Raw genomic sequence first — 13,676 nt, 5'->3', positions numbered from 1 at the left:
TTCATTACTTGCATGATTAAGGAAGATCGATAAGCATAAAGTGTACATTTTCTGCTGCTTTCAACTCCAATACTAGCGTGTCCATAATGCGCGCGGCATCACGAGTGTGCAGCGTTTTCTTCCCGTTTAATTCCAGTTCGCCCTCAATCACAAATACATAGATACGGCGGCCTTCCGCTTGCGTAAATGTCAGGCTCTTGCCGGTATCCAGCCTGGAAAGATATAACGTCAAATCCTGATGAATATGCGCTACGCGATGCCCATCTACTTGACGTTTCGCTACTATAGGCAACAAGTTATTTCTCATTGCTTCCTGATTATACGCGAATTGTTCGTATGAAGGCTCCAATCCTTTTTCATCCGGTAGAAACCAGAGCTGCAAAAAATTAACCTCTTCCGTATCGGACGGATTGAACTCAGCGTGCATAATCCCCGTCCCGGCGGTCATGCGCTGAATTTCTCCCGGCACAAGCACCGCTGAATTACCAGTGCTATCCTGATGTTTCAATTGTCCTCTCAGCACAATAGAGACAATCTCCATTTCCCTGTGCGGATGAGCACCAAAGCCCGTACCCGGTTGTACGATATCATCATTAAACACCCGAAGCGGGCCAAACTGTAAATTATTTGGATCATAATACTCAGCAAACGAAAAACTGAAATTACTTTGCAGCCAACCATGATTTGTGGAATAACGCGAAGCTGCTGGATAAATAGTAATCATATCCAACCTCCTGATAAGTTATTAACTTACTTTATAAAAGTATATTACAATAAATAAAAAAGTCAATCATCTTTTCCCTGTTTCCTTTATTATGAGCCTATTCTTTCTCAAATCATTTTCTATGTAAAAAAACAGCCGAAACATCTATCGGCTGTCCTTCCTTATCCCGGTTTGCCCTTATGGAAATGACTTCTCCCCGGTAAACATGCGCTGCGCTTCCCAGCCAGGAACTGCACTTTTTCATCCCATCAAACACTGCCGTTCAATTGCATCACCGACCGGTCTCTCTTCGCCACACGGCTTGTTTATTAAATGCACGCCGTATTGCCGCACATGATGCTCTTTGCCGTTGGGCACAGCCCGTATCGTTACCCATACCCCGAAAGATTTTCCATCTTTGTGTATCAATGTCCTATATGTACAAAACAGTTTCTTTTGATTGTACATACAAAACATCCAAAATGATATATACTCAAGAAACATAATTGGAACTGGAAACACTACATTGCAAAGCCTGCTCCAGATCTTGAATCAAATCGTCCGGCTCTTCCAGACCGACCGATAGGCGCAATAACGTATCCGTAATTCCCATTTTCTTTCGATCCGCTTCCGGAATACTGGCATGCGACATCCGAGCCGGATACGTCAAAATACTTTCGACAGCGCCGAGACTTACGGCAAGAGCCGGAAGAGTGACATTCCGCAAAAATCGCTCTACCTGTTCTACATTATGCAACATAAAAGAGAGCACGCCGCCAAAGCCCGCTGCCTGTTTAGCGGCCAGCTCATGCCCCGGATGTTCGGGAAGACCGGGATAATATACCCGCTTTACCGCGGGATGGTTTTGCAGCCAAACCGCTATTTTATGCGCGCTTTTCTGATGTTGGTCAAGCCGCACTTTCAACGTCTTCAATCCCCGTAGCAACAACCAGGAATCTTGCGGGCCAAGAATGGCACCGAACGCGTTCTGAATAAATCCGATTTCTTCAGCGATTTCTTTTTTGCCCGCTACCACCACCCCCCTACAACATCGCTATGTCCTCCGATATATTTGGTGGCGCTATGAATCACAATGTCGGCTCCCAGCCGCAAAGGCCGCTGTAAATAAGGCGTCATAAACGTATTATCGACAATGGTTAGCAACCCGTATTGTTTGGCCAGCCGGCATACGGCTTCAATATCTGTAATATTCATCTGCGGATTGGACGGACTCTCCAAAAATATCGCACGTGTCGCCGGCGTAATCGCGCTTTCAATCGCACCGATATCCGTTGTATTTACGAACTTTGACTGTATGCCGAAACGAGGGAACAGTTTTGTAATCGCCCGGTACGTGCCGCCGTAAATGTCATCAGAAAGCAAAATCTCATCCCCGCTCTTTAACAAACAAAAAACAGAGGAAATGGCGGCCATCCCGGAAGCAAAAGCGAAGCCCTTCGCTCCTTTTTCCAACACGGCTATCGCTTCTTCCAGCGCTGTCCGGGTTGGATTGGCTGTGCGGGAATAATCATATCCGGTACTGACACCCAGCTCTGGATGCTGGAAAGTCGCGCTCTGGTAAATCGGTGTACTGATTGCACCAGTCGCGCGGTCTCTTTCTAACCCAGAACGAACAAGAAGTGTTTCAATGTTCATGTTCTTCCTCCGTTTCATTTCGTTTCATAAACATCAAAGATAAAAAATAAAACACTCTTCGATGGAGAGTGTTTATATACAGCAAACTTTCCCCTCTCATCGTTTAGAACAGTCGTTCCACAGGCATTAGCACCGTTCAAACATTGCGTTTGATGGTTGCCGGGTTTCATCGGGCCAGTCCCTCCACCTCTCTTGATAAGAGCGATATATTCAGTTTGTGTGCATCGTACGAACCAAATTGCAGGGCAAAATAAAAACCCCTTTATCCTGAGTAAGGTATAAAGGAGCTGATTGCTCATCCTTTTCCTTATCTCTCAGGATATGTGTATCCTGCTGGAATTGGCACCTTCCTTCCCTCGAATAGGGTCATTGGGGTTGCCGGGCTTCACTGGGCCAGTCCCTCCGCCTCTCTTGATAAGAAAATCAATATATAAATTATTTATTCTATAATAATTACGTTTATGAAAACTGTCAATAAATTTAAAAAATCTCTAAACAAAAACCGTGCAACCACTTCCTGAATAGGCTAAAACATAGGAAAAAATCGAAAGGGATTGGTATGCTATGGATTCATATAACTTCCCCGTTTATATACAAACAATGTCCATTCTTGCCCCAAATGTCACCATTTATTATCCTCGGGTAGAAGGACTGAAAAATAAGGCTGTACAAGAAAAAATAAACGTTATCATTTTGCATCAAGTTTATGCCTTAATCCAAGAACAAGGGTATTATCAAAATCCAACAACGATCGAAATGCTCGGCCATTATGAGATCAAATCCAATGAAAGAGATATCCTTAGCCTAACCCTAGAGAATTATGCCTATATCTTGCACCACGCACATGGACTCACCATTTTAAAATCATTAACTATAAATATTCAAACAGGTAAACTCTATCAATTGAAGGATTTATTTCAACAAGGAAGTGATTACATAAAAAGACTGTCCAATATTATTCAATTCCAGATTAAAAAACGAAACATCCCATTGTTAGGCGAATTTAAAGGGATTCGGCCAGATCAAGATTTTTATATAGCAGATAAAGCATTGGTTATTTATTTTCAACTGTATGAAATTACCCCTTACTATGTCGGCTTTCCCATGTTTCCCATATCTGTATACGACTTGGAAGATATCATCAATGAAAATGGGCCTTTAGGAAAAATGGCTCAAGCATAACATTACATCTGTTGCCGTATAAAACGCAAGATTATATCCGAAAACGTCATAAAACTGGATACATGCTGTTCAAACACCGCTTTGAAATATGAAAGACCCTTCAATTATCGAAAGGTCTTTCATATTTCAAATGCGTGACGCGAATATTCAAATACTTTGCCAATCGTTGTATACTGAATACCTACCAATCGGCTGCTCGTCTGCAGAGGAAGGATGCTTCCAATTAGCAATTTGTAGTTAAATGACTATAAATTGCGACACCCTTACACTGATTATTCAAACTTCCAACAACATAGACTCAAGCTTCCATGCTGATATTCCCGATGCAGCAAATCCGCTTTTCTTCCGTCATCCGCCGCCCCCATGGCGAGCAACAGCGGAATAAAGTGCTCGTTGCGTGGCACAGCTTCCCTGCCATACGGCGCTTCCGTCTCATACCTAAACAGCGAATCCGTATCCCACATCTCTATTTTTGCTTGCAGCCAATCGTCAAACGTGGCCGCCCACTTTTCTTTTTCTAAACTGTTCCAATTCAACCTATGCAAATTATGTACCGTTCCGCCGCTTCCAATAATCATCACACCTTCTTTCCGCAACGGTGCCAGCGCCCGCCCTATGTAATATTGCTCCGCAGGGGAAAGCGCAGGATTCACCGATAGCACAACAACCGGGACACGAGCATCCGGGTACATCAACCGAAGTACCACCCAAGCTCCGTGATCAATCCCCCTCTCCGCGTCCACTTTGGAATCGGTTCCACTTTCCTCCAACAACTTTACGATCTTCTGTGCAAGATCCTTGTTTCCTTTGGCCGGATATACAATTTTATACATTTCTTCCGGAAAACCGTAAAAATCATATATCATCTCATATTCTTCTACAGCACTCACCATCTGTACAGGCGCTTCCCAATGCGCCGAAAACAACACAATAGCACGAGGTTCCGGCAGACGATCAGCCAATCCTTTTAGCATCTTCGTATATTGATTTTCTTCTAATACCAATGTCGGCGCGCCGTGTGCAACAAACAAAGCAGGTACCATCACTGCATCCCTCCGTTTTCTGTTCCCTATAATAATCGTTTATCTTTATGAAGCAGAAAACTTCCTTTCCATCAGTATATCCCCTTTTTGGTTTATAATCACGACTCGACTCTGTTCATACATATCCGGCAAGCGGCTTTTCACAAACCCTTGTACCGCGTTTAACATATATACTAAATCCCCGCTCGTTTCAAGCAAATGAGTCTGAACTTGAATCATAACACCTTCGTTTTCAAAAAAATATCGTAATCTTTAATATATTGAATCCATGAAACTTTTAACGACTGGTAGCCAAAGTTGGATGTCATGTATTTCTTTAGTTCTTCTACAAGCCTTTCCTTTGTTATATTCTTCGCTTGCACAACATCCGTGGAGGCAATTGCTTGCAGCGCATTTTCCGTCGGTTTTGGCTGTACCCATAAATAATTATCCTGCATTTTCAATCCAAGCACAAAGCCAATAAATACGGAAATCAAAATTCCGCCCGTGTCGATTCGCGCCATCGCCAAATCCCCCTTTTTCTTCCTTTTCTCCTTTGGTTAAATAGTTAGTTAGACAAAAAAGAAAAAATTTCTTTACCTTGTATGAATAATATGGGAAAGAAAAAGACCGCTTTTCCTGTAGCGGTCTTCGGTAATTAAAGAAATCTCCGGTGACACTTCTTACCGTCATAAGTAAACAGCACGCGACGTTCCTCGATTTTTGTCTCCAAGTGCACCGTTCTGCCCCAAAGCTTATAGATATATGGCAACGTTCTTTCCAGGTGCTTTATATCCAATTCCATTCCCTCATACTGGTGAAACAAATACAGCTCGCCATTGCGCAAGTAATCGCCATCCTGTACTAAAATGTATGGAAATCCGCCATTGACGCGACTCGTCACCAGTTGATCGCGCACTATCTCCCACGATTTGTCTGTAATCGTCCAATCGTTGCCTTGACGTGCGAATACGTACATATCCATTTTTTCAACAAGTTCTTTTGTTAAATAGTTACGGATAAAAGAAATATCACTGTCCAGTTCGCGTACTTCAAAGATCTTCTCACGCCCCATGCCTGGCTTTCGACCAAAACGTTCCTGTTCTTCTTTAGTCGGGTTATTCCAGCGCTCTTCAATATCTTCGAACATTTTCAGGCCTAAATAATACGGGTTAATGCTTATGGTAGACGGCTGCACAACACCAGCATTCAGCTTCGCGTATTCAATGGTCTCCTCTTCAGTTAAATCCATTTCCCGCAGAATACGCTGGTGCCAGTAAGACGCCCAGCCTTCATTCATAATTTTCGTCTCAATTTGCGGCCAGAAATACAGCATTTCTTCCCGCATAATCGTAAGTACGTCGCGTTGCCAATTCTCCAAGCGCGGACTAAACTCTTCAATGAACAAAAGCAAGTCTTTTTCCGGATCTGGAGGGAAGCGATCCCACCTCTTCTTCACTTCTTCTTCCGCAATTTTCCGTCGTTTCTGCTCCTCTTCGTCTAAAAACCATATATCCCCATAAGGGTTGTTTTTTTTTAGTTCGACGGTGTTCCGTTTTTTTTCTATCTCTTCCGCCCAGCTAAAATGGCGGCGGTTCAAACTTGGATCGACATGCTCCTGAATCGCAAGCACCGCGTCAAGAAACTCTTCTACGGTTTGCTTGCCATATTCAATCTCATACTGGCGCAGCCGCTCTGCTGTCGCCGCCATGCTCTCGACCATATTTCGGTTTGTCTTGCTGAAACGAACGTTATTTTTGAAGAAATCGCAATGTGCCAGCACGTGGGCTACAATCAGTTTATTTTGAATTAACGAATTGCCCTCCAGAAGAAACGCATAGCACGGATTCGAATTGATGACTAGTTCGTAGATTTTGCTTAAACCTAAATCGTACTGCAGTTTCATTTTATAGAAAGCTTTACCAAAACTCCAATGAGAAAAGCGTGTTGGCATACCATATGCGCCAAACGTATAAATAATGTCCGCCGGACAAATTTCATAGCGCATCGGATAAAAATCAAGCCCGAACCCTTTGGCAATTTCAGTAATCTCATCAACCGCCCGCTCTAATTGTCTAACCTCATCCGATGTCACTCTTTCTCCTCCTTCCCAAAGAAAGTGGTTAACGCTTTATAAACCTCACCTTTTTCACGAACGATACAGTATTTGAATTTTGGATCTTTAATATGTTTATAGGCAGACATTAATGTTGAATGTCTATTATATTGGTTAACCTCACCATATCCGAACATATTGCACCTTGCCATTAGCTCTTTTACCAGCTTCACGCAACGATCATTGTCTGATGTCAAATTATCGCCGTCTGAAAAATGAAATGGATAAATATTATACAGAGATGGTGGGTAACGGCTATCGATAATCTCAAGCGCTTTACGATAGGCGGACGAGCAAATCGTGCCCCCGCTCTCACCTTTGGAAAAGAACGCTTCTTCCGTTACTTCTTTCGCTTCGGTATGGTGTGCAATAAATACAATTTCCACCTTCTCATACTTCGTGCGCAAAAATCGGGTCATCCAGAAAAAAAAGCTACGCGCTACGTACTTTTCCAACGCCCCCATCGAACCTGAAGTGTCCATCATTGCGATGATAACCGCGTTGGAGTGTGGTCTGACGATTTCTTCCCATGTTTTGAAACGCAAATCTTCATCAATAATGTTTTTAATTCCTTTGTATCCTTCTCGCGCATTGCGACGCAGCGCCTCCAAAATCGTACGCTTTTTGTCAATATTTCCTATCAGTCCTTTTTTCCTTACATCATTAAAGCGAATATCGGTAACGATCACTTGATCCTCTTGTTTTTGTTGAAGATTCGGCAATTCCATTTCGGCGAATAGCATCTCTTCCAGCTCTTCTACTGAAATCTCCGCCTCATAGTAATCTATGCCAGGCTGATCGCCTGCGCCCGGCCCCTGACCCGCTCCGCTTTCTCGTGCAATCACGTCGCCAACTTTAGAATCGCCATCACCTTGGCCGACATGTTTACTTTTGTTGTAATTATATCTAATACGATATTCATCAAGAGAACGGATCGGGATTTTTACAACATCCCGTCCGTTCGACATAACAATGCTTTCTTCATTTATTAAATCAGGAAGATTTTGTTTGATTGCTTCCTTCACCTTTTCCTGGTGGCGTTGCTGATCCTGATGACCTTTACGGTGCAGCGACCAATCTTCACGTGAAATGATAAACGGTGGTTCTTGTTTCATAAAATTTCCCCCTTTTTCACCGCTTATCGATTCAAAAGACTGCCCACATAACGCAAGAGTTCGTTTGCACAAATCGGGCAGTATCCATGCTCGTCAATCAAGCGCGCGGTTACTTCATTTACTTTCTTCAACTGCACTTCGTCCGGCGTTTTGGTTGAGGTCGTGATTTTGACAACATCTTTCAAATCAGCAAATAACTTCTTCTCGATCGCTTCGCGCAGTCGTTCATGACTGTTATAGTCGAATCGCTTGCCTTTACGCGCATAAGCAGAAATCCGGATGAGTATCTCTTCACGGAATGCTTTTTTCGCATTCTCCGAGATGCCAATCTGTTCCTCAATCGACCGCATAAGTTTTTCATCCGCGTCCATTTCTTCACCGGTAATAGGGTCACATACCTTCGTTTTGTTGCAATAGGACTCTACGTTATCAAGATAGTTATCCAAAAGGGTTTTCGCAGATTCTTCATACGAGTAAACAAACGCTTTTTGTACTTCTTTTTTGGCTAACTCGTCATACTCCTTGCGCGCAATGTTAATGAATGTAAGGTAGCGTTCTTTATCTTCCTTTGTAATGGTAGGTGACTGATCCAAGCCATCCTTGAGCGCCCGCAAAATATCAAGGGCATTGATGCATTCGGTATCGCGGCGAATAAGAGCACTAGAAATACGATTAATAACATAACGCGGGTCAATGCCAGACATGCCCTCATCCGGAAATTCGCTTTGCAGTTCCTTAATGTCTGAGTCTTTGAATCCTTCCACAGCGTCCCCGTTATACAACCGCATTTTCTTCAACAAATCAACGCCCTGCTTCTTCGATTCCTTCAAGCGTGTCAAAGTGGAGAAAATCGCTGCAGCACGCAGGGAATGCGGCGCGATATGGACGTGTCCAAGGTCGCTTTGTCTAATTAGCTTCCCATAAATTTTCTCCTCATCCGATACGCGCAAGTTATACGGAATGCGCATCACGATCATCCGGGATTGGAGGGCTTCATTTTTCTTATTACTGATAAATGCTTTGTACTCTGATTCGTTTGTATGGGCAACGATAAGCTCATCGGTGATGGTATGATATCTACTAAAATATAAAATTATGTATCTATTTCCCTAATAAATGGAAAAAAGACTAACCGTTGTTGGCTAGTCTTTTTTGTTTCATTAGCAGAACCCTTGCGATTAAAGAATGAATATCCTCGTCCGTTTTTGAAACTTCCCTTTGAGATTTAAATACTTTGATTGTTCCATACTTCCCCTCGATCTCTGTGATTTTGTGGGAAGGATGAGAAGGTTGAGTGACTGTTTCCATCCCCTTCACCCCTGCACGATGATGCCGTTTGTACATCATATGCAGGTGAAGGGATTGATTTTCGTGTAATATTCTTTCTTTAACTAACATATACATACCCCCTACTGTGCTAGCAGGAGTGGTATGTATTTTAAGCGGTGTTTTAAAGTTGTAGTTTTAACTGTGTTTTTTACATTATTATTAATATATGTAGTTTAAACTATGTTTTAAGTAGTTCTTCAAATAATTATTTTTAGTTGTGTTGCAATGGCAACCACTTGCTTGCTATTTTGATGTTATAATTAAATATGGAATAATTATACTATATAGTGATTTTTTTGAGAAGGACCAAAAATAAAAAAGCAGGGATTTTTTATTTTACCCTGCGTACGTTGCCTCTATAATACGATATTTATATATCAATTAATTGTAAAAATTCCTAGATAAATAAAATACTAGTTCTCTTATTGTATACTTTTTTGAAGTTTTTAATTTTTGACTAGCAAAAATAACTTCTATATTGTTCTTCTCCGCTTGATTAATAAATTCCTCGAAAGTATTAATATCCTGTAAATCATGGATATCGTTCAGAATTAATGCTTCTGCCCCAATGTTCTTCATTTCCATCTTTATTTCTTCCAGATTTGGATAATTGAAATATTCGTTAGGTCTATAAGTTTGTTCTTTTACTATTTCCGCATTGTTATCTTTTACATACTGTTTAATAAAATAATTATTATCATTTAACACAAGTGAGTATAATTTCATATTTGGCTTTACTCCTTATTTAAATAATTTTTTCATATGTTAATATACTACCATTTTTAAATTATGTTGTGGATTGATTAATAGTATAAAATTAATTATTTTAAATTATTTTACACCAGACTATGGAACCATTTTGAAGAATCTTGTATTCTAATAAATGGAATCTAATAGTTGGGGGTAAAATAATGGATTTGAACACTTTTTTAACAAAAATGGAACAAATAAAGAAAATGGGTTGGGTAAAGACTCATCGTGGAGCGGATACTGGAGTAGGTAAAACACTAGAAGATTTACTAGGTATTACAGAAAATAACATTGATTTACCCGATCTTGGTGAAACAGGCGAACTAAAAGCAGTTCGTAGAAATTCTTCTTCTCTATTAACACTTTTTACACTTGAGCCAGTTCGTGATATGAGTTGGGAAGAAATGCTAACTAAATATGGTTATGTTGATAAAAAGGGCAGATATGCTTTAAAATCAACTTTTTCGTCAAGTGTTTATAATGCACAAAATATCCGAGCAGTTGTTAAAAACGATAGAATAAATATTGTTAAACGGTTAGATGACGGTAATGAGGTTATTTTAGGGTATTATGACAAAGAGTTACTTGCTCAAAAATTTCTTGAAAAAATAAGTAAAAGTCTTATATATGTTCCAGCACATCATAGAGGTAGAGGTGCAAACGAAGAATTCTTATACGATGAAGTTTATTTGTGTAAAAACTTTACTGGCGACAAATTCCTAGAGGTTATGGAAAATGGCGATATATACATAGATTTTCGTGTTCATTTGAAGCCAAGTGGAGCGGGACGTTCAAGAGGAACTGCTTTTCGTATTCGTAAAAATAAAATCGATGAATTTTATGAAACAAAAGAACGTATTTTATAAAAATATAGACGGAGAAGATCTTCTCCGTCTATTGCTTACGAATAATTACTATATGTTCGTTTGTCATAGTGGCTACTTTTTGTCCGGTCTTATTTGTTGGACTGTTTAGTAAAGGCATTACTTTATTTGAAATATTTCTTACAAGTGTAGTTACATAAGCATTTCCATGATGTTCAGCAAGTTCAATTAAAATTTGATGAGTTGGTAACTGAATCTCCTTTACTGTTCTATTCCCAACGACCCAGCACTGATACCCATTCTTTTTCATTTTACTTGTGATTGCTCTTATGGACTCGTTCAAATCTCTGTAAAAAGCATAAACTTCCAATGCACGTTTTTCGTCTTTTTGTTTTATTTGTTCGTATGCTTCTCTTAAAGTTGGTGAAGGAAGATTAAACTCCATATTTTTATCTATTTTTCCACCAAGTAAGTTGCTATCAATTGCTCTTATTTTTCTTTCGTCTAGTTCTTCTTCTGTAGAATCTGTTTCGTGCATATCCAACCACTCTAAAGCAGTTCGTGAAAATTGTCCGTACGCAACAGTTGTGCGAGAATCACCATAAGGTGGAGAAGTGATAACAATATCAATCTCTTCGTCTGGAATATTTTCTAGTGTCATAGCATTATTATTGTATATATGAACTTGTGTGTTTTTTTGTTTTTGTGAATATGCATCATAAAACTCTAACATCTTCTGTTCGTTCTTTTGTACCGTATTCATGAATATTTCTAAAACGTTCGGATTGAATGTTTTTAATTTTTCTTTATCCATACGGTACATTTTAAATTCACCGTTACGACGATTACTTGTTAAACGAACTACTTCACTAAAACAAACCCATAAGAAATTGCGAACATCTTTGTTTTCTATTAATTTTATACAGTTTTTTATAATTTGTAATTCTAGAACAACTCTTGGTAAAAACCAATAGCCGAGATTACTGATCTCAGGCAAATAAAGGTCAATATTATGCATTGCTAGATACTCTTTTGTAATCTCTACTGCATTAGAACCCCAACCATCTTTTGCAGTAACATCTAATTTCTTTTCTTTTCTTACATAATCATCAAATTTATCAATAATTTTTCTTAATTCTGTAAAATTGTAATCTAGATTATAAAACAAATGGCTTATCTGTTCGTTAAGAATGTCTGGTTCTATTGCTTTTGTTTTTACCCTACTTATTAATCTTGCTAATGGATTTAAGTCTGTTCCATAAACAGAATCCAAATCAGCCAAAATCCCTTCAACTAGGCAAGTTCCTGACCCCATGTATGGGTCAAGTAATGTTTTTATAGGTTGATATTTTTTGAAAATAGATAATAGTTTGCGACTTATTGGATATACCATAACAGCAGGATAGTTATGGATCCCATGTGTTCCAAAACGAACATCTTCGTCCTTAAAATCCCAAATGTCTATCGGAAGTGACTGAAATTCACTTATTAATTCTTTGTCAACATTTTTTAACATTTCTTTGATCACCGTTGCCATATGTTTTCCCTCCACGAATAATTAATTATATCAAATTAAAGAACATTTTAAAATACACTATTTAAGACAATGATTTTTCCATGAAACAGCAGCCTTTTGCGAGTATTCAAATTTTCTTTCGTCTGTAACCTCCCTTTCTTTTAACTAATTTAATTTCTATTTGTATACTTGTTTCTTGAAAGATAAATCCCTTGTTTTTTAAACGAATAATTTAAATAAAAAAAGAGAAGAGATTATTTTACTCTTCTCACGTTTCTATAATTTTGTTGACATTCTTTGCACAAGATTTTGTTTTTATAAGTATGTGCATATTTTTTACTAAATTGCACTTCGGCCTCGCTTATTATTAAGCCACAATCCATACAAGCATTTGGTTGAGCATTGTTAGTTTGAGATGTAGGCATTTGTGGATAATTATGTGTATTTTGTTTGTTATCTTGTATTTTTGTATGGAACACACATGGAATTCCGAACAGACTAGCGGCTTTTGTAAGAGCAAGGGCAGAAGCCGTTTTAAAACTGTCCCCTACGCTTTTCTTATCATCAATTGGGGCTGAACCGTAGGCTTCTTTAGTGTTCCCCATGATTGTTAAACTTCCCAACACAACAACTTCTTCGTTTATTTGTTTACTTTCCTTTATTGTGAAGTGCCAATTAAATGTTCCGATCTCATTTAAGCGTTCAACTACATGCTGGGAAGGAACATAATAATAAGACATATTTTTTCTTCCTTGTCTTATTTTTATTTGGTCTTTACCGAACGGTCTGGTTAGTTGCTTATAGTCCATACTTTTTCCTCCTAATTGCGCTTTAATATTTTATCAACACCTTTTTAGAAAAAACTTATAAAATAGTAGACTGTAATAATGTATGTTATTGTAATAGCAATACTATCTGTTATTGCATAACAATATTCTTTGTATCTTTCAGGCACACTTTTATTAATATTATCGTATGCGATGTAAGTCAGAAATCCCATCGATAGCCATGCAAACATAACTTTCAACGTAACATAAAACATTTTGTCAACCCAAGCCAGTATTTCTTTTTGCTGCATTAATTTCTGTCCTAAGAACTGTAAAAATTCTATCATGAGAATACCTCCTTTTTATCTTTAAGTTTTGATATTTCTACTGTCATCTTATTTTTTGAATAAATAAATCCTGCTTTTTTATCTACGGATTCTAAAATATTTTTATATGTAGATAAAAATAGCGATCCGAAAATTAGGAATAATCACTGTTTCTTATTTTTCTAAGAAATTCTGCAAAAATAAGAAGAATAAAATAAAATAAATAAATGTCGTTAAAAACCTCATTTATTCGTTTTTAATCATTTTTTACAAAGTCATGACTGACAAGGAATGACTTTGTATGAGTATTTATTTTATTTTTTTCGTGTATTTATTTCAGTTTTTTCGTTAGTAAAAATTTACAATAAAA

General features: G+C 38.7%; 14 protein-coding genes, 2 pseudogenes and 2 riboswitches. Of the genes and pseudogenes, 2 read left to right on the top strand and 14 right to left on the bottom strand.

The features are described 5' to 3' along the window. Positions 1-16: 16 nt before the first annotated feature. From BLR88_RS01570 to BLR88_RS01560, 3 genes and pseudogenes are all read right to left on the bottom strand, one after another. Positions 17-724 (bottom strand): pirin family protein, encoded by a 708-nt coding sequence (locus BLR88_RS01570; protein ID WP_057899726.1) that lies wholly within the window; start codon positions 722-724, stop codon positions 17-19. 240 nt (positions 725-964) lie between these two features. After that, complete coding sequence (locus BLR88_RS19265; protein WP_156424093.1) at positions 965-1,132, bottom strand: hypothetical protein; 168 nt, start codon at positions 1,130-1,132, stop codon at positions 965-967. A 64-nt stretch (positions 1,133-1,196) separates the two neighbouring features. Continuing rightward, positions 1,197-2,359, bottom strand: a pseudogene (locus BLR88_RS01560) (trans-sulfuration enzyme family protein). Positions 2,360-2,452: 93 nt separating this feature from the next. Then, positions 2,453-2,561: riboswitch (SAM riboswitch) on the bottom strand. A gap of 102 nt (positions 2,562-2,663) precedes the next feature. Beyond that, positions 2,664-2,780, bottom strand: a riboswitch (SAM riboswitch). Positions 2,781-2,923: 143 nt separating this feature from the next. Between BLR88_RS01560 and BLR88_RS01555 the strand changes: the two are divergent. Then, a complete protein-coding gene (locus tag BLR88_RS01555) occupies positions 2,924-3,541 on the top strand; it encodes a DUF3298 and DUF4163 domain-containing protein (protein ID WP_057899728.1) in 618 nt (205 codons plus the stop codon). 272 nt (positions 3,542-3,813) lie between these two features. On the opposite strand, the gene BLR88_RS01550 is transcribed toward BLR88_RS01555, so the two are convergent. The 8 genes and pseudogenes from BLR88_RS01550 to BLR88_RS01520 all read right to left on the bottom strand — a co-directional run bounded on the left by BLR88_RS01550 (position 3,814) and on the right by BLR88_RS01520 (position 9,849). Then, on the bottom strand, positions 3,814-4,584 hold the full coding sequence (locus tag BLR88_RS01550) for a DODA-type extradiol aromatic ring-opening family dioxygenase (protein WP_057899729.1): 771 nt from the start codon (positions 4,582-4,584) through the stop codon (positions 3,814-3,816). Positions 4,585-4,629: 45 nt separating this feature from the next. After that, positions 4,630-4,803 carry a hypothetical protein gene (locus BLR88_RS19260; RefSeq protein ID WP_156424094.1) on the bottom strand — a complete coding sequence of 58 codons (174 nt, stop codon included), beginning with the start codon at positions 4,801-4,803 and terminating at the stop codon, positions 4,630-4,632. Further along, positions 4,800-5,087, bottom strand: a complete 288-nt coding sequence (locus BLR88_RS01545) for a hypothetical protein (RefSeq protein WP_057899730.1) — start codon at positions 5,085-5,087, stop codon at positions 4,800-4,802. The genes BLR88_RS19260 and BLR88_RS01545 overlap by 4 nt, the downstream gene beginning before the upstream one ends. 134 nt (positions 5,088-5,221) lie before the next feature. After that, on the bottom strand, positions 5,222-6,658 hold the full coding sequence (locus BLR88_RS01540) for a SpoVR family protein (protein WP_057899731.1): 1,437 nt from the start codon (positions 6,656-6,658) through the stop codon (positions 5,222-5,224). After that, positions 6,655-7,794 (bottom strand): sporulation protein YhbH, encoded by a 1,140-nt coding sequence (gene yhbH, locus BLR88_RS01535; protein ID WP_091259753.1) that lies wholly within the window; start codon positions 7,792-7,794, stop codon positions 6,655-6,657. The genes BLR88_RS01540 and yhbH overlap by 4 nt, the downstream gene beginning before the upstream one ends. Before the next feature lie 23 nt (positions 7,795-7,817). Further along, a pseudogene (locus tag BLR88_RS01530) lies at positions 7,818-8,855 on the bottom strand (protein prkA); the annotation flags it as partial. Positions 8,856-8,922: 67 nt separating this feature from the next. Then, positions 8,923-9,192: a hypothetical protein gene (locus BLR88_RS01525; RefSeq protein WP_091259751.1), complete on the bottom strand. Its 270-nt coding sequence runs from the start codon at positions 9,190-9,192 to the stop codon at positions 8,923-8,925. A 312-nt stretch (positions 9,193-9,504) separates the two neighbouring features. Continuing rightward, the gene (locus tag BLR88_RS01520; RefSeq protein ID WP_091259749.1) at positions 9,505-9,849 is read right to left on the bottom strand and encodes a hypothetical protein; all 345 of its coding nucleotides are present in this window, start codon (positions 9,847-9,849) and stop codon (positions 9,505-9,507) included. A gap of 185 nt (positions 9,850-10,034) precedes the next feature. Between BLR88_RS01520 and BLR88_RS01515 the strand changes: the two genes are divergently transcribed. Beyond that, the gene (locus BLR88_RS01515) at positions 10,035-10,739 is read left to right on the top strand and encodes an MvaI/BcnI family restriction endonuclease (RefSeq protein ID WP_091259747.1); all 705 of its coding nucleotides are present in this window, start codon (positions 10,035-10,037) and stop codon (positions 10,737-10,739) included. Between the two features lie 28 nt (positions 10,740-10,767). On the opposite strand, the gene BLR88_RS01510 is transcribed toward BLR88_RS01515, so the two are convergent. The 3 genes from BLR88_RS01510 to BLR88_RS01500 form a co-directional block, all read right to left on the bottom strand. Further along, positions 10,768-12,234, bottom strand: a complete 1,467-nt coding sequence (locus BLR88_RS01510) for a TRM11 family methyltransferase (protein ID WP_091259745.1) — start codon at positions 12,232-12,234, stop codon at positions 10,768-10,770. Positions 12,235-12,467: 233 nt separating this feature from the next. After that, a complete protein-coding gene (locus BLR88_RS01505) occupies positions 12,468-13,022 on the bottom strand; it encodes a Rad52/Rad22 family DNA repair protein (RefSeq protein WP_091259743.1) in 555 nt (184 codons plus the stop codon). Positions 13,023-13,066: 44 nt separating this feature from the next. Beyond that, the gene (locus tag BLR88_RS01500; protein WP_091259741.1) at positions 13,067-13,327 is read right to left on the bottom strand and encodes a hypothetical protein; all 261 of its coding nucleotides are present in this window, start codon (positions 13,325-13,327) and stop codon (positions 13,067-13,069) included. Between the last annotated feature and the right edge of the window lie 349 nt (positions 13,328-13,676).

The sequence above is a fragment of the Aneurinibacillus thermoaerophilus genome, from assembly GCF_900099925.1.
Lineage (GTDB): Bacteria > Bacillota > Bacilli > Aneurinibacillales > Aneurinibacillaceae > Aneurinibacillus > Aneurinibacillus thermoaerophilus.
Note: the sequence above shows the minus strand (reverse complement) of the source record. Positions and strands in the feature narration are given on the sequence as shown.